This is a genomic window from Pseudarthrobacter sp. rb, from assembly GCF_056389225.1.
Genome location: NZ_JBWJAR010000021.1, coordinates 22600 through 43484 on the forward strand (window position 1 = coordinate 22600; position 20885 = coordinate 43484).

The window sequence follows — 20885 nt, forward strand, 5'->3', positions numbered from 1 at the left end:
GTGAATCCCATCACACAGGTCCCGGAGGACCTCCACGAACTCGAGGCTATCGACATGCAGGATCAATCCTCAGCCGCGTCAGCGCATGACGAACTGCAAAAGTTCGTCTCCGACAACGACATCAAAACGTTCAAAGTGGGCGTGGTGGACCTGGACGGTGTTTGGCGCGGCAAGCGCATCCCTGCCAGGTACTTCCTGGAAAGCGTCGCTGAGCGCGGAACGAATATCTGCAACATCATCTTCGGCTGGGACATTCAGGACGAAATCATTTCTGATCTCAGCTACACGGGGTGGGACACGGGTTACCCTGACGTGACGCTCCTCCCCGATCTCAGTACCCTGAAGGTCGTTCCCGGGGAACCCGGCGTGGCTTCCGTCATTTGCGACGCCTACGAGATGTCGGGCGAGCCGGCGGCAATCTGTCCCCGGAGCATTCTCAAGCGGGTCGTGCAGAAAGCCGAAGACCTTGGATACTCGCCAGTCTGCGCCTACGAGTTCGAGTTCTACCTGCTCAAAGGCACCCCGACGGACCTTGCCGCCAAGGACTGGCGCGACCTGACCCCCATCACAGCGGGCAGTCACACCTACAGCCTCGTCAGGGACACAGGCACCGAGTTCCTCATCGGTGAGATCCGACGCCGCCTGTCTGAGCAGGACATTTTCATCGAGGCCAGCAACAGTGAAAACGGTCCAGGCCAGTTTGAGATGAACATCCATTATTCGGATGCTCTCGCAGCCGCAGACAACGCCCTCCGGCTAAAGGCCACCGTCAAGGAGGTTGCAGCTGAGGCCGGCTACACGGCGTCATTCATGGCCAAGATCAATTCGGAGTGGGCCGGCTCCTCCGGGCACATGCACCAGAGCCTTTGGGATCCGCAGTCGGGCAAGTCCGCCTTCGCCAATGCCGAGGAGCCCGGTGAACTGAGCGCCATCGGGTACAACTACCTGGCCGGCGTCGTCGAGACGGCACCGGAGCTCACGGCCCTCTACCTGCCCACCATCAACTCTTACAAGCGGACCGAAGGCGGACAGTGGGCCGGATCCAGTGCCACCTGGGGCCTGGACAACCGAACGGTCGCTATCAGGTCCATCCCGTCAAAGAGCAGTGCCGCACGCATCGAAAACCGGGTACCGGGCGCTGACGCCAATCCCTACCTGGTCATCGCCGCTAACATCGCTGCCGGCCTGCACGGCGTGGAGCAGGAATTGACCGCCCCGAAGCGGGTGGTAGGCAACGCTTACGCCCTGGAGGAAGGACACCAGGTAAAGCAGCTGCCCGGAACACTCGACCAGGCCATCGAACAGTTCGAGAAAAGCGAGGTCGCCAAGGCGTACTTCGGCGAAACGTTCGTGACCCACTACGTCCAGACGAGGCGCTGGGAGCTCCGCAAGCTTCAGACCAGCGTCACCGACTTCGAAATCGCACGGTACCTGGAACGCATCTAGCGCTAGTGCAGCGCTAAGAGCTCCATTTCCATTTTTCATACTCAGAAAGAAGCACCCAATGACCACTCACCCCGGAAAGATCGCTGCAGTCACCGGAGCCGCGTCCGGAAACGGCCTTGCCATCGCAGAAAAGCTACTCAAGGAGGGCGCCACCGTCGTAGCCCTCGACCGTGACGAGGCCGCGCTCGAGCGTCTGATCGGCCAGCACCCGGAAATGGTGGCTGTTGTTATGGACGTCGCCGACGAAGCCTCGGTCCGCAGCGGCATGGCGGAAATCGACGCAAAATTCGGCCGGCTTGACACCCTCGTCAACAACGCAGGCATCGTCAAGGGCAGCAACTTCGACGACGTGAGCGTAGCGGAATGGGACCAGGTGTTCGCCGTGAACTCCACCGGACCGTTCCTGGTCAGCCAGGCCGCACGGCCGTTGCTGGAGAAGGGCGCCGCGGCCCGGGGCGACGATTCAACCAGTGCCATCGTCAACATCACCTCTGTCGAGGCCCACATCGTCATCGCCAGCAGCGGACACCCCCAGGTCCATTACAACGCTTCCAAGGGTGCACTCCTTATGTTCACGAAGGCTTTGGCCATCGAAACCGCAGCTTCCAAAATCCGCGTCAACGCTGTCGCCCCCGGCTTCATCGAGACCCCGTTCACCAAGTCCGTGCTGGAAAACCAGGAGGCCGTGAAGTTCCTCCTCGACCGCACGCCGCTTGGACGAATCGGACGGCCCTCCGACGTTGCCAACGCAGTCGCATTCCTGGCCAGCGACGAGGCCAGCTGGGTGACCGGTACCACCATCCACGTCGACGGCGGTTGGCTGGTTTACTGACATGAGGTCGCCCCTTATTGCCATTTCCGCGGCCCGGCAAACCGTCGATACCGCCTTCGGCCCGATGCCTTCAACGGTCCAGAACATGGCCTACGCCAACGGCGTGCTTGCCGCAGGCGGCCGTCCCGCCATTCTTCCGTCCACGGCAACGATCCCGGATGCGGCGCTTGAAGGGTTCGACGGGCTGATCCTCACCGGCGGCGGTGACATCAGCCCCCGGTTGTATGGCGAGGACCCGGTCGACACTGTTTATGACGTGTGCGACATCAGGGACGACTTCGAAATCGAGCTTTACAACGAGGCCATGCTCCGCGGCCTGCCCATCCTGGCCACTTGCCGGGGGATGCAGCTAGTCAACGTTATTCGAGGCGGAAACCTCGTCCAGGAAGTGAGCCCGGACAGGGGGCACTGGCAGGACCATCCCTCTCATGAACCATGGCACCAGGTACAGCTGGAGCCCGGTTCCGAACTTGCCCGGATCGCCAAAGACCTGACCATTCCCGTGAACAGCTACCACCACCAGGGCTTGGGAAAGCTCGGAACAGGCCTTCGTGTCGTGGGACGGGAAGGCGACGTTATCGAAGCAATTGAAGCCGACGATGCCCGCCTCATCGGAGTCCAATGGCATCCCGAGCACATGGTCGACTACCACGAAGCCCAGAAGGCCCTCTTCGTCGATCTCGTGGAGAAGGCCGCAGCGTACGCACAGTCACAGAAACCACTTCAGGAGCAATTCTCATGAGCACAGAAACTGAGCGGGGACTCAGCCACAACAAGTCAGACTTTGACTTCCACGGACGGTCGCTCGACAACATTTTCGACGAATACCAGGACATCCTGGCCAACGGCCCTGTTGGGCACAGCAACAAGTATGGAGGCTTTTGGTACATCACCAAAAGCGAAGATATCTTCAACGCCGAGCAGGACCCCGACACCTTCGCGGTCGGACCCTCAATGCTCCTCCCAGCGTTCGGCACTGACGTCCCCCTGATTCCGATCGACATCGATCCCCCGACCCACGCTGACTTCCGCAAAATTCTGCTGCCGATGTTCACCCCCATGAACATCTCAAAGCTGACACCCGGCATGCGGGAGACCGCTCAGCAGCTGTGCCAGGAAGTCCTCACAGCCGGCGACGTCGTTGATGTCTCGGCAAAGCTTGCCCGCCCGATGCCGACCATTATCTTCAGCCGCCTGGCCGGATATCCGGAACAGGACTGGCCAATCTTCGACCGGTGGATCGACGAAATCATCTATGAGCGGACCGCGCATCCGGAAACCGCATATGCGGCCGGACGCGAACTCAACGACTACTTCGACCGCCTTCTCGACGAACGGGAAAAGGCCGGACCGGAAGCGGACGCCAGCAATGACCTGATCACCCAGCTTCTCAAAGCGGAAGTGAAAGGCCGGAAGCTCACGCGTGAAGAGCTGCTGTCGTACTGCTACCTGCTCTTCCTCGCCGGGCTGGACACGACCGCCTGGGCGATCCGTTCCGCCCTCTGGTACCTGGCCGGCAACCCGCAGGCCCAGCAGCAGTTGCGGGAAGACCCGGACCTGATCCCCACCGCAGCAGAAGAATTCCTGCGGACCCTCTCCCCGGTCCAGGCCATGGCCCGCACCGCGAAGAAGGACACAGTTGTCCGGGGCCAGGAAATCAAGGCTGGCGAACGCGTAGTGCTCGTCTTCGGCGCGGGCAACCGTGACCCGGAGGTCTACGAAGAACCCAATGACATCAAGATTGACCGTGAAGACAACCGCCACCTGGCCTTCGGCGGAGGGATCCACCGGTGCCTCGGCTCGAACCTTGGCCGCGCCGAAATGGTTATCGCCATGGAGGAATTCCTGAAGGCTGTCCCTCACTTCGAACGGGCGAATGACGACGAACCGTGGCACGGCGTCGGCCCGCTTACCCTCAAGATTGGAGCTTGATCACCATGGGAGAACTTTGGGTCGACGGAGGGCGTTGCCAAGGCCACGCCCGGTGCTGGGCTCTGGCACCCGAAACCTTTGAGATCGACGAGGAAGGCTACGCGCACGTCATTCCTGGCCGCGAAAACAGCGGCGATGAACCCAACGTCCGCAAGGCCATCCGGAACTGCCCCGAACGGGCAATCCTGGAACGGGAAACGAACGAGGCCAGCGAGAAAGCATCAGAGGTTTCGGCATCGTGACACATCTGCCAAACCGGGTTGCGGTCATTGGTGCTTCGGTTGCGTCGGCGATGCTGATTGAACGCAGCCGCGAGCTGGGCTTTGCAGGCGAATTTATCGTCATTGATTCAGACCCGAACGCGCCCTACGACCGGCCCCCGTTGTCCAAGCAATTCCTTCTTGGCACTGGTCCCGTCGAACCGGCCGAGTGGTGGCCGGAGGCTACGCCGATCCTCAATGCAAAGGCCATCGGGCTGCACACCGACAAGCGGACTGTCCTGACGGACAAGCTCGGAGAAGTAGCGGCTGACGCGGTCGTCATCTCCACCGGAGCCGGCTCAATCCGGCTGCCGAACGAGCCAGCGGGCGTTCTCAGCCTCAGAACCGCCCAGGACGCCCTTGCCCTGCGCAGCGCCGTGGATGCAGGAGCTGCCAGTGCGATCATCATCGGCGCCGGAACCATTGGTGCGGAACTGGCATCTACACTCGCCCAGCGTGGGCTTGCCGTCACGGTAGTGGATTTGGCTCCGCAACCAATGCAGCGCTTCTTTTCAGGACATCTGGGAGAGGAAGCGAAGGCATGGATGCATCAGGCCGGTGTCGTAACTCATTTTGGGGTTGCTGTGGAATCCATTCAGAAAACGGATGCGCAGTGGACGGTCCGGGTCAGCGGCCTGGACCTGCACGCCGACCTGGTGATCAGCGCTGTCGGCGCACGCCCCCACACCGAATGGCTGACCTACAGCGAGCTCGACATTTCCAACGGAGTCCGTTGCAGTGCGGACGGGAAAGCCCTGCTGACCAGCGGTGAAATCGCCGACGGGATCTTCGCTATCGGAGACGTTTCGGCCCGGCGGGCCGAGGACAAAACCTTTCGGCGGTTCGAGAGTTGGACCCAGGCCCAACGTCATGGCGCAGCCCTGGCTGAACACTTTGCAGGCTTCAACTCCAGCGAACTGGAACAGGCTCCGTACGGGTGGACGGAGCAGTTCGGCCGAAAGGTACAGGTACACGGAATGCTTCCGCCGGCAGGCGAACTTGTACAGGTATACGCTGCGGAGGAACGCAACGCCGCCCTGTACCGGATTGGATCTGCGGAGGAGGACGTGGCTTGGATCGGTGTCAACGCGCCCAGGCAGTTCAGCCGGGCCTCCCTGGGCATGAGCCTTCTAAGCTGAAACGATGAAACCCCCTGCTGAACCCGCGGCCCCGCAACCGAATGAGGTCCTGCCCGCTGGCTATCGCCACAAACTCCAAATAGCAGAGCTTCGCGCAGACACCCTGTCCGAGCTCACGCAGCTCATGATGGAAGGACCCGATCCACTCGCGCTTGCTCAAAGGGCAGTGGACTTGGTAGCCAGGGCAACGAACTCAGCAGGGGTTTTCGTCTACCTGTGGGATGAACAGGAACAAGTCCTTGTCATGCGCGCAGGCACCCCTGGAGTGCAAAGCCAGCAAGTGGGACGAATCACCCTTCGCCTCGGCGAAGGTGTAACTGGCTGGGCAGGACTCACCAGACAGTCGGTTGTCCTAAACAAGAACATTCAGCAGGACCCGAGGTTCGCCAGCATCAGCGAACTGCAGGAAGAAGAATTCAATTCGATGCTGGTTGTCCCGATCGTGGCACCGACCGGGACCCTCCTTGGCGTGTTCAGCCTCTGGTCATATGAGGAGGAAACCTTCACCTGGGAGTCAAAGCTGATTGCTGACGAGGTGGGAGTGCTGCTTGCCAGCGGCCTGCTGCAGGCTGAGACAGTTGATGACTTGCGGCGCCAATCCGCAGCAGCGCACTTCCTCGTCGATTTCCCAATCAACTCCGCCACTTCCGTCCTGCAATGCGCCCAAGTGGCCACCCAGGCGATTCTTAAGCACATGAGCTCCGATGGCTGCGTCATTGAATATTTCGGGCGGGGTGCAGCCACATCGCCGCCCACCGCCATCGCAATGGACAAGGGCGAGCGAAGCGGAATCGTAGTTAGAACCACTCACTCACGAACAGCAACGTCCGAATTCATTGAATCCAACTTCGCCGGACACGAGCGGATATCTGTCTCCTTTGGCCTGACGAGCACCCGGGGCATCGTCACGTGCTATCGTCCACGCCGCTATTCCACCAGAGAGCTCGATCGGCTCAGCGCCATTTGCTCTCAGCTGGCCGCCCTCTTTGAAGCAGTAGAACTGGAGTCCGTCGGCTCATCCCATGCTTCACGCCTGCTCCGAAGCGTCGGCACGAGCACATTCGCCCGCATTCTCGAGGAGTCAGGCTGGTCCAAGGGCCGCACTCTGCCGGTCCTGGTACGAGTGAAACGGCTGAAATTCGACTCTGACGCGGTGTCCAGACGCATCGCCCCCTACCTTCAGGAGCTGGCCGGCCCCCGATCCCTGGTCTTCACCGAAGGCCCCCTCAGCCTGCTCTTTATCGATACCCCCTCCGGCTCCGGAGAAGAGATCAAGGCGAAGCTGGAGACGACTCTTTCTGACCTCGACGAACACCGTGGCGTCTCAGCCTTCGCCGGCGTAGGTCCGCTGGCGCGGGACGTCGCCTCTCTGCAGCCAGCGCTCTCAGACGCCGAAACCGCACTGGCCTGGACAGAACTCGTCGGCAGGACATCCGGGAGACGGGTCACCTCTTTCAGCGACATAGAACACCTGCAGGAACTGCCCCTTGTTGGCGAGGGGATGTCTGCGGAGATCAGGGACGTGCTCGCGGAACTCAGGTCCCTCATGCACTACGATGCGGAAAATGGAACCCAGCTGGCAGAAACAGTCGCCATGCTCCTGTCCAATAAAGGATCCAGTGCTGACACGGTCTCCAAACTGCACATCCACCGCAACACACTCCGGCAACGGCTCCAGCGCGTAGAGCAGCTCATCGGTCATTCATTCGAAGAAGCCGGCGACTGGCTGCCCACGGGCATTGCTGCGCGACTGGCGATGCGCGAAGGCCACCGCGCGGTTCTTCAATGACGGCAACAGCGGCCGGGTCCGCTGAGGAATATTCGCGGGATCCCAAGGGCACCAGGCTGTCTATGGCACACACATTTGGATCTTAATGTGCAAACGGCACTGCGGTCCCGGCCATGGTGTTCGCTACGTTGAAGTTGTCCGCGTGGCTCCGGGGACTAAGGCCATGGGCCTTGGTGGCCGGGTTGCCCGCGCAGGAAGCCACCGTCCCTTCACAACCGGGGGTTTCGAAATCTGAAACTCCGACCGCCCGATAAGGAATTCGAGCATGACCAATCAGCCAAGCCTGCCCCGAGGTACCGGTACCCTGCAGGCACTCGTCATACAGCCAGATTTCCACTGCCCGCTGGACCGTCTCGGTGGTTGGCTGCATGACGAGGGAATAACCACCAGAATTATCCAGCCTTTCAGTGGCGACGTGATCCCGGACGTGATCCAGGAGGACGCCCTGGTGGTTCTTGGCGGAGACATGAGCTCCTTGGACGACCATGCCTATCACTGGCTTACCGACATCCGACGCCTTATGGCGGCCGCCGCCATCCAGAGGAAGCCCACGCTAGGGATCTGCCTTGGAGCTCAGCTGATGGCACAGACGTTCGGCGGGACCGTGGCTAGGGGAGACCAAGGCCTCGAGGCGGGGGTCGTAGAGGTGGCATTACGGCCCGATGCTGCCGAGGATCCCTTGATGGCCGGATTGCCGGGTCCCTTCTTCGCAGGCGCCATGCATGGGGACGTAATCGAACAACTCCCGCCGTCAGCGGTATGGCTCGGGATGACGGACCAGTATCCGCACCAGGCTTTTCGAGTAGGCGAGATGTCCTGGGGAGTTCAGTTTCACCCGGAGATCTCGCCGGTGGTCTACCGCCAGTGGTTGTCCCTGGTCAAGGAGAATGACACGGTTGCCGTGGAGCGGGCCGGCCGCGGAATGAAAGCATTCGAGAATCAAGACCAGATCGTGAGGGAGCATACCGAAGCGATGGCGCGACGCTTCGCCCACCTGGTCCGAACCACGGCAACGGTGGCTACTCAGTAACCAACAGTGCGTAGTGGCGCTGCGGCCGCGGGGTGGACGTAGGACACTAGCCGATGCAGCGATTCCTGCCCCTGGACCCATTGAGTCTGCGGGCAGGAACAGGCCCTTGCCAGTACCTCGTGCCCGGATCCACCAGTATGGAGCGGGGCAAAGCACGGCGTCTTCATGTCTGGCCCAGGACCTTGTCCCAGCTGGTACCGCCAGTTCACCCCAGAACGGGGTCAGGATACTTCCACAAAGGATGGTGCCCTCATGGTCAGCGGAGCCAGCGTTTCTCCGGCTGAATAGCTATCTGCGAAAACAGCCGCTCCTGCGCTGGTCAGAGCTACTGGGACATTTGCCCACATGTTGATGCCGTCTTCCACAGACACCGCCGGCAAGTCGAGATGGGCGAGGTGCACGATCTCGTTTCCTTGTTCGATGGACAGGCATGCCCCGTCGGGCCCGACTATTATTTTTGGGTTGCAAATCGAGACCGACATAAGCCCGTGATGGGCGAGGAAGCGGGCCTCTCCACCGAACTGGAGCACAAAGTTGTGCCCGTCAGAATGATCCAGGCTCCTGAACGGGAAATAGAACTGCCGGGTATTTGTCACGGCAGCACCCTCGCGCAGGAGTATGCGTCCATCGCGCATAGACTGCACGTACTGTACAAAGCTCTCTTTCACCGCCCAGGCCATGCCGAGATCTGCTCTTTCGACAGTAGGTTCGGACATCAGGGGTTCCTTCTCGTTGCCAGGTTGCACACGGCCGGTGGTGCTCCCGCTCCCGACACAGCAGAAATGGGAGTGGCTTACCGACTCTTCATATTCGACCATTGTCGCGCCGGCACAGATGATCGATATGTACTGCGGGCATAGCGTTCGCACCGGCTGTGTGCCTGGTGCCCATCCGGCGGACGGTGGGCCCCGCGGCCGGCTCGTTATTGAGGTCGACAGCCTGCTGGAGGGGCCCCGCCGCCACCGTTGGGGGAGGGGCGGCGATGGGCTCGATCAGTCAGACCGTTCCTGAATCAGTCTCAGCAGTTGAGTTGTTCCGGGGCGACGCACTCGTAGACGAGTCCAGGAGGAATCTGGTGGCTGAGCTCAAGGGTGTAGGACCAAGGGCCGTGCCAGGTGACAAGAACACCTGACGCTTCATCCTGAACTGTTTCAGAGCGCAGCCGAGTAATGGCTCTTGCTAACTCATTATCGTCATGCAGCCGTTCCAGAAGCTGTACGCGTCCAGGCGCGGCGGAGTGTTCGCACCTCATGGTGCAGCAGCATGCTGGAAGCCAGGGCAGAGGCTGGACCTGTCGGTTTCCCATCTATAGTCGACCCACACCTTGAAACCGTCTGCCCGGTGAAAGAGACGGCGGGGCTCGGCGCCGTCACTGTCGAGCCACAGGATTTGATCATCGTCGGTTACCGCGTCGACAACTCCGCGGCGGATCTCCTTATCCAGAAGTTTCACGATGACCAGTTGGCCAACCAGCGGCTGCCATTGGGGTTGCAGGTGAAATGCCATTTGATGCCGTGCCCCTTCCTATGGAGCGGGCTGTGCCTGCCTTCTCTCGGGCAGGCACAGCCGATGTCCTAAACCGTTACGAGGTCCTGCCAGTCGGCGAGGTCATGTCCATGGGCATCGCTGACAGACTTGTGGGTGACCTTTCCCGCCGCCACGTTCAGACCGCCCGCCAGAGCGGGGAGCCGGTCGAAAGCACCCTTGACGCCGTAGTTGGCCAAAGCAACCGCGTAGCGGAGTGTGACGTTGGTCAGCGCGTAGGTGGAGGTGTTCGGGACAGCTCCGGGCATGTTGGCCACGCAGTAGAAGATGGTGTTGTGGACCTCGTAGGTGGGTTCCTGGTGCGTGGTGGGGTGGGTGTCTTCGAAGCAGCCGCCCTGGTCCACGGCGATGTCCACCAGGACCGAGCCGGGCTTCATCCGGGCAACGAGGTCGTTGGTGACGAGCTTGGGGGCCTTCGCTCCCGGAATCAGGACGGAGCCGATGACGAGATCTGCATCGATAACTGACTTTTCGATCTCGTACGAGTTCGACGCCACGGTTTTGAGCCGGCCCTGGTACTGGGCGTCGAGTTCGCGCAGCCGGTTGATGTTGATGTCCAGGATGGTGACGTCGGCACCGAGGCCGAGGGCCATGGCGGCGGCGTTGGTGCCTGCGACACCTGCACCGAGGACCACCACTTTCGCGGGGCGGACGCCGGGTACGCCGCCGAGCAGCACGCCTTTGCCGCCGGCGGGCGCCATGAGGGAGGTCGCGCCGACCTGAACGGAGAGCCGGCCGGCTACTTCGGACATGGGTGCGAGCAGCGGCAGCGCCCGGCCTTCCTGCACCGTCTCATAAGCGATGGCCGTGACGTCGGAGTCGACAAGCGCCTGAGTCAGTGCGGGCTCCGCGGCAAGGTGAAGGTAGGTGAAAAGGAGCAATCCCTCGCGGAAATGGCGGTATTCGGACGCCACGGGTTCCTTGACCTTCATCACCATGTCGGCTCGGGCCCAGACCTCTTCCGCAGTCTCAACGATCTCAGCTCCGGCGAGTGCGTACTCCTGATCGCTAATGCCGGAACCAACGCCGGCACCGGTTTCCACGAGCACGTCGTGGCCGTTTGCTTTGAATTCATGTACGCCGGCAGCTGTGATGGCGACGCGGAACTCGTTGTTCTTGATTTCCTTGGGGACGGAGATGATCATGCTCACGCTTTCTGGGGAGATTGATGCTTGTGGGAAAAAGAATGACAGAAACTGCGGATTAGGCGTGTCTCAGCACAGGATCTACGGCAGAATGCCAGTAACCGGCAAATTCCTGCACTGTGAGGAGTATTACATGGTGTCCGACCCGCAGAAACTGCAGCAGGTGACTCTGGACGAAGTCGACCAGAGGCTTCTGGGTCTGTTATCCAAGAATTCAAGGCGAACCAATCAGTCGTTGTCGGAAGCCCTGGGGCTTGCGCCCTCAACCTGTCTTGCCCGCCTTAAGGCGCTTAAAGAGTCCGGGGTGATCAAGCGGTTCACCGTCGAAGTCGCACCCGAAGCGATGGGCCTGCCTCTCCAAGCCCTGGTTAGCGTGCGGCTTAGGCCTGGTGCCCGTCACCTCATGAACGCCTTCGGAAACGAGTTACGGGACCTTCCCGAAATCAAGCAGTTCTTCGTGCTCGGCGGTGCCGACGATTTTTTGATCCACATCACGGCCAAAAACACCGAGCACATCCGTCAATTCGTACTGGACCACTTGTCCTCGAATCCTGCCGTCGCAGGCACCCAGACCAACCTCGTGTTCGAACACGGTCATGGAACCGCCTTCGGGCTCTAGGTGGCCTAGGACAACTCGCTCGCCGTAGATGGCCCAGCCGAGGGTCATCCCGCGGTCACTCAAGCGCGCAGCAAAAACCCACTGGTGCCCCTAAGCCTCTTCAGGGACCGCAACCGTGCCGGCGCCTACGCCACCATGCTCCTGCTCGCCATTGGCCCGATGGGCACTTTCTATGTCATCACCCTCTACCTCCAGCAGGTCCAGCAATTCAGCCCGCTCCAGACCGGTGCTGCCTGGCTGCCGTTCGCTGCCGGACTCATACTGGGCGCCGGTAGTGCCCCGAAGCTTCTGCTGAAGATAGCACCGCGTGTCGTCGCTGCAACGGGGGCACTCCTCAGCGCCGTCGCTGCGCTCTGGTTTTCCACCATCGCCGAGGACGCCAACTACTGGCTCCACCTGGCACCGGCCATGTTCGTACTCGCCGGCGGATTCGGCCTGGGCGTCATAGCGCTCACACAGGCCGCCGTTTACCACGTCGACCAGGACAAGGCAGGGATCGCCTCGGCGCTGCTCAACTCAGCCCAGCAGATCGGCGTCGCTCTCGGTCTAGCCGTGCTGGCCGCTGTCGCGGCCACCATCTCAGCGCCGCACGAACGCGCCGGCGTCAGCCTCGGGGCAGCTCTCACAGCGGGTTACAGTACAGCGTTGCTAGTCGCCGCCGCTATTCTCGTCATCGCTGGAGTACTGGCCCTAACAACGCTCAATGGACACCCAACACCCGAAGCCGAAAACTCCGACACAAGCACTGACGAACTAACAGTCTGAGAGCCACTTTCTCTACGTAACAGCCTTTGGTAGGCGCTGGCGTTGTCAAACGCCAGCGCCTACTGGCTATGCGGCGTCTCCCACAGATCTTTATAAACGCCGATAACAGCGATTCCGTCAACAAGCGAGTGGGCTCCAGTTCTATGGACTCCAGTCAACCGGCGGCGGCACCGTAACCAGCCGCGGCGTGTAGTCCTGTGCCCGGTCAAGGAATGCGTGCTGCCGTTGGCAGTTTTTGAAGGGGCCGGCGGCGGAGAACAGCGTGCGGGACTGTGGGTCCCAGTGCTGGACCCACCAGGCCGACATGGTGTTGTCCTCGTCAGCCTGCTTGTAAGCCTCGAATAGGGACTTTAAGCGGGCTACAGCTTCTGGGTGTTGCCACCACTCAGGGCACCAGTGCCGGCCGGTGGGTTCGTCGGGAACCGCTTCAACATCGTGGACGAACATTTCAACCCACATGACAAACTGCTGGATCAGTTCGGCCTCATCCACTCCATCGTCTTGCTCATGGCCGTGCTGGGTCATACCTGCACCTTCCTGACAATCTCTCCTGCAGCTGCCTTATCTGACTTGATCTGATCCGCATCAGCACGTTCCCACCACGGCATGAGCTTCACTACCGCAGGGGCGACGTTGCTGTAGTGCATGAAGGCCTCCCCCACTGGAAGCTGCTGGATCTCGTTCCCACGGATCACAGGCCGCTCTTCCTCACTGATGGTCCGGGAGGATCCACCGCGGCCCTGGGAGGTGGAGACTCGTTCCTTGCGGGTAGTCCCCGCGGCCCGGGCGATCCTGTCCAGCTCGTCGAGCTCTTCCAGGCCCGGCAGGAACAACCTGATCGAGGAGGTTCCACGGATTGCTGTGGCGGCTTCATTGCCCCAGCGTTGCCGGTTCTGCGCAAAGGACTGGCTGAACCCGATGATGCGGATCCCACGACCGCCGGAATCCGACAGCGCACTGGCCATGTCCGGGATGGCGGCGACGTTCGGCGCCTCGTCCAGGACCATCGTCAGCACCGGCCACAGCCGGCCTCCGGGCATGGACTGGGAAATGCGCTGGGCTTTGCGGAACATGAAGTCGGCGAACATCGCCACCAACGGTGCGACCGGTGAGCGCTCCCCGTCCGTGAGCAGGTACACCGTGTTCGGCTTTTCCAGGAACCTTTCCATATCGAATCCTTCACCCTCCGCAGGGCTGAGCATCTGCATGGCCTTCGGTGAGGACAACGGTTCGAGCAGCCCGGCAAGGGTTTCCTGGATTGAGTCCACCGTTTCGCCGGCCCGTGAGGTGGTGAGGGCCCGCAGGCGGTCCGAGAACGCTGCGGGAGCGCCGTGGTCAAGCAGAATTTCCAAGGGCTCCTTATCCGCGAAGTTGTTCGACCAGCGCACCACGTCTTCGATGTTCTTACCACCCAAAGCAGCGGCGTGCAGGAACCGGCCAAGGACGGCTGAGGCCTTGGAGTTGAAGAAGTCCCCGTTCTTGACGTTGCCCATGGGCTGGGCGCCTGCCCAGGCCTTGGCTCGCGCCAGTGCCTCGTCGGGATCCTCGCACCCGGTGATGACGTTCCACCGGACCTTGTTCGGCCACCCGGAAATGTCCTGAAGGTCGAACACGGACACATCGCCCTTGCGCTGCCGGGCAACACCGGTCAACATCGGCAGGTCATTCTTGGTGGAAGTGGCGATCACGGCACCTGGTGCGTCCAGGACGATCCCGACGGCCAGGAACAGGGTCTTACCGGAGCGCTGCGGGGCGAACACCCACATGGAGTCTTCGTGCTGGACGTAGAGCGTCTGTCCGTCGAGCTTGCACAGAGCGACAATCATCTCTTCTTCGGTGGCGTCGTCCGGGAGTTCCAGTGACTGCTTGGCCTTGGCCAAGGCGGCTTTTTTGCCCATCCGCTTTTCGAGGTCCTTGTAGCGGGGCAGCCCGTCGTCGCGGTGCTTGTTCCCGCCAAAGAGGGCCGTGAGCATTCCCGCGCCGACGAGGGCCAGGACAGCGAGGACGATCAGGATCCACGTGGCTGCACCGGGCCAAGCGAATTCGCCGGCCTTGATCTTTGCCGACAGCGCGGAGAAGTCGGTCCAGGGCATCCCTGTGGGTGTCAGCAACTCTCCCAGGAATGCCGATACCCAGCCGAGAACAACCAGGACGATCACGATGACGGCCAGGCCGATTTTCATCACTGAATCCGTGGACATACGTTTGGTCGCGCTCATGCTGCTTCCTCCTGGGTGTCGGTTTCGTGCTGGTTGATGGTGGCCGTGGATTTCATGGCCTTGTCGGTGTCGGTGAGTTCGATTTCCAGGGCGCTGCGGACGTGGATGGCAATGAAAGGATCCTTCCCGCCGATCCGCATCATGCAGGTGCCTTTGGTCAGGGACGCGATATCGGCCGCGGACCCGGCGGGAAGGTTGAACATCCTCTCGCACGCCCAGGCGTCATCGGATTTTTGCTGCTTGTAGAGCAGGACCGTTCCGCACTCTTTGAGCATGGCGATGGCCGGGGAGTCTCCGGGAATGTCGGAGATGTGGTGGAACGCGAACATGCACGAGAGCGACAGGGCCCGCGAAAGCTTGGTGTTGCGGCGGGTGACCTTCGCAACGGAGCCTTGGACGGTGTGCCAGGCTTCTTCGATAACCAGGACAGTGGGGACAGGTTCTTCCTGCCGGTAGAGCGTGTTCGCCAGCCAGGTGTTGATGATCGTCATGACGATCGCCAGCGCCGGCCCGTCCTCCGGGAGCAGGGACACGTCAAAGACGGTCAGCCCTGCGTTCAGGGAAATTTCGGTGCTGGTTTCGCCGTCGATCAGGCCGGCGAGGTCATCTTCGATCATGCGTTCAAGTTCAAACGCGGGGTCCTGGCCCCACTGCCGGATTTCCTTCACGGACAGGTTCGAGGCCGCCGCGGCGTCCGCGTCGGGTGCGTAGAGCGCTGAGAGGACGTGGCGGATATGGGCGGTTTCGTTGTTCGCGGCCGCCGTGCGGAGCGCCTGTTTGTGGGCTATCCGGACGGCTTTGCCCTCCTTGGGCAGCAGCGGCCGGCCCAGGGCTTCTTCAACCACGGCACGGACCAGCATGGACTGACCCGCCGGGGTGGACAGTGCCGTGTCGTCGTGGCTGTCCTCGTTCAGCCGGGCAGCGATACGCGGGTCCAGGATGTTGATCTTGGCCCCTCCACCGCCGACCATGAACTTCACCGGCGTGATGCCCAGGCGCTGGGCGAGGGAGGTGTATTCCCCGCCGTTCTGGTCCAGCTGGTACTTCTTGTCGATCACCACGACGCGGCGGCCCAAGAGCAGCTGCCGCAGCACCGCCCAAGTCTTGATCCCGGAGGACTTGCCCTGGCCAAGGTCCCCGATGAAGCAGACGTTCGGGGATTCGAGCTCGTTGCCGTAGGACGTGAACGGGTCATGGACGACCATCCACCCGGAACCTGCATCGATCCCGAACGCCAGGCCCCGGTGCGAGGTCGGGGGCGAGGCAATGGCCATGTGCGAAAATTCCATCTGCCGGGTCGAGGACAACACACCAGGGGCGGCCGGATCGTAATACCCCAGCCGGGAGGCCCGCGAGCTCTTCCGCTCGCAATGCCACTGCACGCTCGCTGTGGCTTCGCGGCTGTCTTTTCCTGCACGGCGCTTGGCTGCCAGGGCATCTCCGGTAGCGGCGGCCACGCTGTTCTCTGCGGCTAGGCGCTGTTTCCGGGTCTGGGAACGCTTGGTGCGGCGGGATTTTGTGGTCAGGGCCCAAGGCATCCGCAGGCCTTTGATGAGTTTGGGGGTGTTCATCGGATTCCTCTCGTGAACGGCATGGTGGTGATCAAGGCCAGGTCATTGCGGTGATCCATCCAGTCAATGAATTCGATCCCGGCGTCCGCGGCCGCAGCCTCGATCAGATCGGCGGTGGCCAGCAGCTCGTCCTCTGATTCCACGGAGTAGGAGATGTAGAGCGCGTAGGAAGCGCCGTGGTGCCCGGAACCGGGTTTGAGGTCCAGGAGCCGCTGGGTGGAGGCGCCCATGAGGACTTCTTCGGATCCGTCGGTCACGACACCGGACTTCGCGACTTCCTTGCCCTTGGCCCGGTCCATGGCCGCGTCCGTGCGGGCTTTCCCCCGGGCGGTGCGGGCATCGGCCAGTTCCAGGACCATGGAGACGGTGTGGACCACGGCCGGTTGGATCCCGGAGACCAACGATTGCAGGGCGGAGACGGGGATTGCTTCGGGGCTGAACGCTGAAGCCGGGACGTACCCGGTGCGGGTGTGCCAGTGGCCGTTGATGACCACCGAAGAATCCGAGGAATCCCCGTCCATGTGCTGCCAGCAGTCGGCCAGGTCCGCGTTCTCATCATCGTCAATGTCGAAATCCGGGTCCTGCAGGTGCCGCAGGAGGGCTGCCATCTGTTCAGGTCCCAGGGTGCGGTAATCCTGGATCCCGCCCATCATCTGCGCCTGCGCCAGGGCGGTGCGGATTTCCTGATGGATAGCCAGCCCAAGGCCGGTGTCACCGCCGCCGAGCTTGGAGGCCTTCAGCGACAACGCAGCGGAGCGGGGAATGCGGAACGTCTCGTAGGTGCGGTGCTGCTCGGAACGGGACTGCAACGTTTGGACCAGGTCCCCGTAGGAAGTGATCAGCAGCCGGTTGATGCCCTGAGCCTGCTTGTCCTTGATCCACAGCAGGTGGTCGGTCGAATCCATCGGGACCGCGCGGGAGAGCGTCTGGACGTGGGTGATGAGGGATTGCCGGCGGGCCATCCGGGCCAGGAACTGACCGCGGGCCACGTACGCGGAGTCTTCCCGGTTTTCCTCCCGGATCCCGGAGGAAGAACCCATCACTTCCACGGTCACCGTGTAGTACGGGGTTTTGATCTTCCCGCCGTGACGGAAAACCGTCATCGGCCCCGTCGGGGTCTGCACAGTGAACGGGCGGACCGTCCCGACCATCAGCGGGGCATTGTTCCGGTGCTTCACCGGAACCTCGATCATGCCCTTCTCATCGGCACGGGCCCGATCAGCCTTAGAGGCTTTCACCATGCGGGTCTGGTCCCGGAACTTCACCGGGACAAACGTCGCGGACTTGTTCTTGCGGCGGGACCGCTGGTGCTGCCGTTCAACGATCAACGCCCCCAGAGAGCGGTACCCGGTAATCTTGCTCGGCGTGGTCAAGACCACCCCGAGCCCGACGATGGCCGCGGCCAGGATCAGGCCCAGCACGATCACGTCCTTGAGGGAAATGACCGTCACCAGTCCCAATGCCAAGGCGGTGCTCAGGCCGATCCATTCAGGACCGGTGCGGTTCCCGCCCCACAAACCACGCCGGGAAACCTCACCACCGACAACAACCATGCGTCCCATCAGACCTACTCCCCCGCTTCCTTACTGCCCGCTACAAACTGCTTCATTACCGGCCGCTGATGTGATCGGTATCCGGGGCCATCGAATGCACGCCCTGACGGCCGCGCATCGCAGCCTGCCGCGATGCTTCACGTCCTGCCAGGAGGAACGCTGTCGCACCGCCCGCGGCGATCTTGGCCGATCCCCGTGTGGCTGTTGCCGTGCCCTTACCGAAGGCGGCAGCGCCATTGCGCGCCGCTGCAGCAGCCTTCCCCGTCGGTGTCCCGGCCCGATCGTCCCGCTGAGCCTGGGCGATGGTGCGGGTATCAGGAGTTGGCGTTGGATCCTGGGCGCCGGACGCCTCCCGGCCGGCATGGCCAGCACTGCGACGGCCAGTCCCAGCGCCTGCCGGCGAGCCGGTCATACCGTTGTCAGGCCCGACAGGAAGGCCGGGACTACCTTGCCGCTGCCCTGCGCCGTTCGGGCCGACTGGGCCGCCGCTAGCCGGGCCGGACTGGGCTTGCATTGTGCGGCGTTGACGGATCATCGCGCCGATTCCGGCTCCGGCTCCGGCGACCATCGCCGCCCCTGCAATCGAGGGACGGTTGGCACCCAGCCCGGTAGCGGAAGAGGGAAGGATGGGGACGAACTTGAACAGCAATGCCGGCGAGAACGCCAGGACCACCATCGCGGCGGCCGCAATAAAGACAGATGAAGCGTTCACCAGCGCATCGCTGGTTCCCCCGCCTTGGAACGCGGGGCGGGAGGAAATGAAACTGAACAACGCACCCATGATCAACAGCAGCAGCGGCTTGGACAAAGCGATTCCCAGCCACAGCGACCCGACCTTGCCGACCCGGGCCCGGTGCTCCGGGTGAATCATGAATCCGAGCATTAACGCGATACCTACGCCCAGGAGGTACAGGGCGATCGGCGCCAGAGCGAAAAGCCCCAGGAGTGCCCACGCCCCGATAAACAGCAGGCCGAACAGCAGTACAGCTGCCAGCGGGCCGAAAACCCCGTTCGACTCATACGAGGCGAACCGGGAAATGGTCGTGGAGAAGGTCCCGATCTGGTTTGCCGTCCACGGGCTGATCGACTCCGTGAGACTGATCAGCGCGTTATTTGCCACGTAGCCCAGGACCGGACCGAACAAGGCCAGGAGAATCGCCAACGGCGCATACCAGAGCACGGACTCACGCATGGAGTCCGGATCGATTTTCTCGTCCGAGTAGTCCCGGAAGAGTTTGAAAAACATGAGGGTCAGCAGGATGATCCCAAGCCCGGAAAAGATCGCCCACGTGGTCCGGAAACCCTCATCGACGTCAAACTTCGAGACCTTCAACAGGTTCACCAGGACCTCGTTCGTGGCCGAGACGCCGGCCTCCTTGGTCGAGTTCGCAAACTTCTCAAACCCATCCTTGGCATTGGCGATAAAGGCCACCGTGTCCACCGCACCCAGCACGAACTGCCCACCAGGCTGGACCGCGATGGCGGTCCGCAGAACGGCGCCAGCTACGGGAGCGAACTTCTGAATAATCGACCCGCCCGTGCACCAGGTTGTACCCGTCAGAGGCGCTCCCGCAGAGGGCAGCGCGGCGCAGAACGACGCAGTGTCCCCGCCGTAGTCCAGAGACTTCTCCGGCGTCGTCAGGAACGTCTCAAAGGCCTTTGCCGCGACATTCTCACAATTGCTTCCGCCCATGGCCGCGTAGAAGGCCATGTCACCACAAGCTGTCTTGCCAAGCTCCAGGTTCAGCCTGTCCCGGATCGCATTCCTCTGATCATCGGGCAATCCCGCAAGGCGTTTCATCTGATCAGCGTTCAACTTCTCGGACTTCGTTATGTCGTCCGCTGCCTGAGCAGGTCCGGCGGTGATAACCCCGAGGCTGAGGAACAACGACAATAGGGCCGCGACCAGGCGAATCGTCTTATTAGCGCTTAGCGTTCGCATACTCAATCCACCCATCTCTGCGCACGTCCGCGAACACCGAGTTCACAAGGTCCTGGGTCAACACCGGAAAATCTCCAGTGGGTTCTCCAGGCGTCGCTCCAGCAGGTCCTCTGTCTTGGACGCGGCCGCCGAAATTCGGGTCATCGGCAGACTGTCGGGCGTCCGTGATCTTCCAGTCGCCATCCCAGGTCAGTTCCATCGGAACCGTTCCGAAGCCCCCGGCCGGAACGGTTTTGACCTGGGCATTCAAAGATCCGATGAAGACTTGAACCACAGCGCGCTTCTTCTCTTCGCAGCTGGCAACCCGGTACAGGCCGCCGGCAGCCACGTCGGAACGGGAAACCCACCCGCCATCGAAAGCGCCGGACGGCAGATTCTTGGTGGTGGTCATGAGGTCTCCCCCGGAAGTCACCTTTTCGAACCAGGGGCCCGGAACGGAAACCTCAGTCAGGGTTTTCTTTTGGTCCGCCCAGGTCTTCAGATTGACTTCCGATAGCAGCGGAGCAAAGTTGGCCGCTGCCTGGGCGGCGGAATCACACGTGCCGCTATAGCCGGTGATGGTCTTGCCATCACCGGCCGTTTTTGTTCCTCCTTCACCGATCTTGATCGTGGAGACGGGAAACCCGAACTTCCCGGACGCCTGAAGTGAGCTGGGTTCTTGTTCAGCGGAAGGTGTCGGACGGCTGATGAGGATTACGGCCACGGCAACGGCGACGATCACAACTCCTACCGCCGTAAGCGCCTTCCAGTGCTTCTGCATGGACTAGGCTCCCGCTGCTGCTGTGAGGGCAAGGATGCCGCCGATGATGACGCTGGCGCCGGCGACGGCGGCGAAGGCGATGCCGCTGCGCTTGGCGCCGTCTGCGCCGTCTGCAATGTCGTCGGAGTGGCCGCGCTGGCGGGCGACGCCCCACTTGCCCAAGTTCATCAGGAATGCGGCGGTAACCAGGATCAGGACCAACGCCCAGATGCCGCCGAGGATGAGTTGGATCGCGCCTTGGAACTTGACGCCGAAGACGTTGATGTTCGGTGTCACCCCGTCCAGGGGGTTGTTGGCGGCCGCGGGAACGATGACTTCGTTGACGATGCTCATGAACA

Annotated in this window: 19 protein-coding genes and 1 pseudogene; 10 read left to right on the forward strand and 10 right to left on the reverse strand. The window is 61.9% G+C overall.

All coding sequences use genetic code 11. From position 1 onward, the window contains the following. From ACWRN3_RS20050 to ACWRN3_RS20085, 8 genes are all read left to right on the forward strand, one after another. Complete coding sequence (locus tag ACWRN3_RS20050) at positions 1-1446, forward strand: glutamine synthetase family protein (protein WP_324645370.1); 1446 nt, start codon at positions 1-3, stop codon at positions 1444-1446. A 58-nt stretch (positions 1447-1504) separates the two neighbouring features. Continuing rightward, positions 1505-2278 carry an SDR family NAD(P)-dependent oxidoreductase gene (locus ACWRN3_RS20055; RefSeq protein ID WP_324645369.1) on the forward strand — a complete coding sequence of 258 codons (774 nt, stop codon included), beginning with the start codon at positions 1505-1507 and terminating at the stop codon, positions 2276-2278. A gap of 1 nt (position 2279) precedes the next feature. After that, positions 2280-3020 (forward strand): gamma-glutamyl-gamma-aminobutyrate hydrolase family protein, encoded by a 741-nt coding sequence (locus ACWRN3_RS20060; protein ID WP_207597855.1) that lies wholly within the window; start codon positions 2280-2282, stop codon positions 3018-3020. Then, positions 3017-4210 carry a cytochrome P450 gene (locus tag ACWRN3_RS20065; protein ID WP_056331965.1) on the forward strand — a complete coding sequence of 398 codons (1194 nt, stop codon included), beginning with the start codon at positions 3017-3019 and terminating at the stop codon, positions 4208-4210. Before ACWRN3_RS20060 ends, ACWRN3_RS20065 begins: the two co-directional genes overlap by 4 nt. 5 nt (positions 4211-4215) lie before the next feature. Further along, positions 4216-4452, forward strand: a complete 237-nt coding sequence (locus tag ACWRN3_RS20070) for a ferredoxin (RefSeq protein WP_056332056.1) — start codon at positions 4216-4218, stop codon at positions 4450-4452. Beyond that, entirely contained in the window at positions 4449-5609 is a 1161-nt protein-coding gene (locus tag ACWRN3_RS20075; RefSeq protein ID WP_324645368.1) for an NAD(P)/FAD-dependent oxidoreductase, read from the forward strand. Before ACWRN3_RS20070 ends, ACWRN3_RS20075 begins: the two co-directional genes overlap by 4 nt. A 4-nt stretch (positions 5610-5613) precedes the next feature. Continuing rightward, positions 5614-7398, forward strand: coding sequence for a helix-turn-helix domain-containing protein (locus ACWRN3_RS20080; RefSeq protein WP_207597854.1), 1785 nt, complete (start codon positions 5614-5616; stop codon positions 7396-7398). 265 nt (positions 7399-7663) lie between these two features. Continuing rightward, positions 7664-8428: a type 1 glutamine amidotransferase gene (locus ACWRN3_RS20085; protein WP_324645367.1), complete on the forward strand. Its 765-nt coding sequence runs from the start codon at positions 7664-7666 to the stop codon at positions 8426-8428. Between the two features lie 221 nt (positions 8429-8649). Here ACWRN3_RS20085 and ACWRN3_RS20090 read toward each other — a convergent pair whose 3' ends face one another. The 3 genes from ACWRN3_RS20090 to ald form a co-directional block, all read right to left on the reverse strand. After that, the gene (locus ACWRN3_RS20090; protein ID WP_235565123.1) at positions 8650-9144 is read right to left on the reverse strand and encodes an HtaA domain-containing protein; all 495 of its coding nucleotides are present in this window, start codon (positions 9142-9144) and stop codon (positions 8650-8652) included. A 532-nt stretch (positions 9145-9676) separates the two neighbouring features. Beyond that, complete coding sequence (locus ACWRN3_RS20095; protein WP_324645366.1) at positions 9677-9934, reverse strand: hypothetical protein; 258 nt, start codon at positions 9932-9934, stop codon at positions 9677-9679. 68 nt (positions 9935-10002) lie between these two features. Then, entirely contained in the window at positions 10003-11118 is a 1116-nt protein-coding gene (gene ald / locus ACWRN3_RS20100) for an alanine dehydrogenase (protein WP_142122576.1), read from the reverse strand. Between ald and ACWRN3_RS20105 the strand changes: the two genes are divergently transcribed. Continuing rightward, positions 11117-11737, forward strand: a complete 621-nt coding sequence (locus ACWRN3_RS20105; RefSeq protein ID WP_324645365.1) for an Lrp/AsnC family transcriptional regulator — start codon at positions 11117-11119, stop codon at positions 11735-11737. The genes ald and ACWRN3_RS20105 overlap by 2 nt on opposite strands. A gap of 72 nt (positions 11738-11809) precedes the next feature. Continuing rightward, positions 11810-12502: pseudogene (locus ACWRN3_RS20110) on the forward strand (MFS transporter); the annotation flags it as partial. Between the two features lie 141 nt (positions 12503-12643). Here ACWRN3_RS20110 and ACWRN3_RS20115 read toward each other — a convergent pair. The 7 genes from ACWRN3_RS20115 to ACWRN3_RS20145 are packed head-to-tail and all read right to left on the reverse strand — an operon-like array spanning position 12644 to position 20880. Then, positions 12644-13027, reverse strand: a complete 384-nt coding sequence (locus tag ACWRN3_RS20115) for a DUF4913 domain-containing protein (RefSeq protein WP_166843112.1) — start codon at positions 13025-13027, stop codon at positions 12644-12646. Further along, complete coding sequence (locus tag ACWRN3_RS20120) at positions 13024-14721, reverse strand: type IV secretory system conjugative DNA transfer family protein (RefSeq protein ID WP_166843111.1); 1698 nt, start codon at positions 14719-14721, stop codon at positions 13024-13026. The genes ACWRN3_RS20115 and ACWRN3_RS20120 overlap by 4 nt, the downstream gene beginning before the upstream one ends. Continuing rightward, entirely contained in the window at positions 14718-16292 is a 1575-nt protein-coding gene (locus ACWRN3_RS20125; RefSeq protein ID WP_166843110.1) for an ATP-binding protein, read from the reverse strand. Before ACWRN3_RS20125 ends, ACWRN3_RS20120 begins: the two co-directional genes overlap by 4 nt. Further along, positions 16289-17854, reverse strand: coding sequence for a hypothetical protein (locus tag ACWRN3_RS20130; protein WP_166843109.1), 1566 nt, complete (start codon positions 17852-17854; stop codon positions 16289-16291). Before ACWRN3_RS20130 ends, ACWRN3_RS20125 begins: the two co-directional genes overlap by 4 nt. A 46-nt stretch (positions 17855-17900) precedes the next feature. Beyond that, on the reverse strand, positions 17901-19787 hold the full coding sequence (locus ACWRN3_RS20135) for an MraY family glycosyltransferase (protein ID WP_324645364.1): 1887 nt from the start codon (positions 19785-19787) through the stop codon (positions 17901-17903). Further along, positions 19768-20547 carry a hypothetical protein gene (locus ACWRN3_RS20140; protein WP_166843108.1) on the reverse strand — a complete coding sequence of 260 codons (780 nt, stop codon included), beginning with the start codon at positions 20545-20547 and terminating at the stop codon, positions 19768-19770. Before ACWRN3_RS20140 ends, ACWRN3_RS20135 begins: the two co-directional genes overlap by 20 nt. 3 nt (positions 20548-20550) lie before the next feature. Continuing rightward, on the reverse strand, positions 20551-20880 hold the full coding sequence (locus tag ACWRN3_RS20145; protein WP_243753418.1) for a hypothetical protein: 330 nt from the start codon (positions 20878-20880) through the stop codon (positions 20551-20553). Positions 20881-20885: the final 5 nt, after the last annotated feature.

What these genes read in the sequence shown, in the direction of transcription:
- ACWRN3_RS20105 (WP_324645365.1), top strand. Translation starts at nt 11,117, where the DNA reads ATGCTCACGCTTTCTGGGGAGATTGATGCTTGTGGGAAAAAGAATGAC.
- ACWRN3_RS20135 (WP_324645364.1), bottom strand. Translation starts at nt 19,787, where the DNA reads ATGCGAACGCTAAGCGCTAATAAGACGATTCGCCTGGTCGCGGCCCTA.
- ald (WP_142122576.1), bottom strand. Translation starts at nt 11,118, where the DNA reads ATGATCATCTCCGTCCCCAAGGAAATCAAGAACAACGAGTTCCGCGTC.
- ACWRN3_RS20055 (WP_324645369.1), top strand. Translation starts at nt 1,505, where the DNA reads ATGACCACTCACCCCGGAAAGATCGCTGCAGTCACCGGAGCCGCGTCC.
- ACWRN3_RS20120 (WP_166843111.1), bottom strand. Translation starts at nt 14,721, where the DNA reads ATGAGCGCGACCAAACGTATGTCCACGGATTCAGTGATGAAAATCGGC.
- ACWRN3_RS20065 (WP_056331965.1), top strand. Translation starts at nt 3,017, where the DNA reads ATGAGCACAGAAACTGAGCGGGGACTCAGCCACAACAAGTCAGACTTT.
- ACWRN3_RS20070 (WP_056332056.1), top strand. Translation starts at nt 4,216, where the DNA reads ATGGGAGAACTTTGGGTCGACGGAGGGCGTTGCCAAGGCCACGCCCGG.
- ACWRN3_RS20145 (WP_243753418.1), bottom strand. Translation starts at nt 20,880, where the DNA reads ATGAGCATCGTCAACGAAGTCATCGTTCCCGCGGCCGCCAACAACCCC.
- ACWRN3_RS20130 (WP_166843109.1), bottom strand. Translation starts at nt 17,854, where the DNA reads ATGGGACGCATGGTTGTTGTCGGTGGTGAGGTTTCCCGGCGTGGTTTG.
- ACWRN3_RS20060 (WP_207597855.1), top strand. Translation starts at nt 2,280, where the DNA reads ATGAGGTCGCCCCTTATTGCCATTTCCGCGGCCCGGCAAACCGTCGAT.
- ACWRN3_RS20085 (WP_324645367.1), top strand. Translation starts at nt 7,664, where the DNA reads ATGACCAATCAGCCAAGCCTGCCCCGAGGTACCGGTACCCTGCAGGCA.
- ACWRN3_RS20125 (WP_166843110.1), bottom strand. Translation starts at nt 16,292, where the DNA reads ATGAACACCCCCAAACTCATCAAAGGCCTGCGGATGCCTTGGGCCCTG.
- ACWRN3_RS20090 (WP_235565123.1), bottom strand. Translation starts at nt 9,144, where the DNA reads ATGTCCGAACCTACTGTCGAAAGAGCAGATCTCGGCATGGCCTGGGCG.
- ACWRN3_RS20095 (WP_324645366.1), bottom strand. Translation starts at nt 9,934, where the DNA reads ATGGCATTTCACCTGCAACCCCAATGGCAGCCGCTGGTTGGCCAACTG.
- ACWRN3_RS20140 (WP_166843108.1), bottom strand. Translation starts at nt 20,547, where the DNA reads ATGCAGAAGCACTGGAAGGCGCTTACGGCGGTAGGAGTTGTGATCGTC.
- ACWRN3_RS20115 (WP_166843112.1), bottom strand. Translation starts at nt 13,027, where the DNA reads ATGACCCAGCACGGCCATGAGCAAGACGATGGAGTGGATGAGGCCGAA.
- ACWRN3_RS20080 (WP_207597854.1), top strand. Translation starts at nt 5,614, where the DNA reads ATGAAACCCCCTGCTGAACCCGCGGCCCCGCAACCGAATGAGGTCCTG.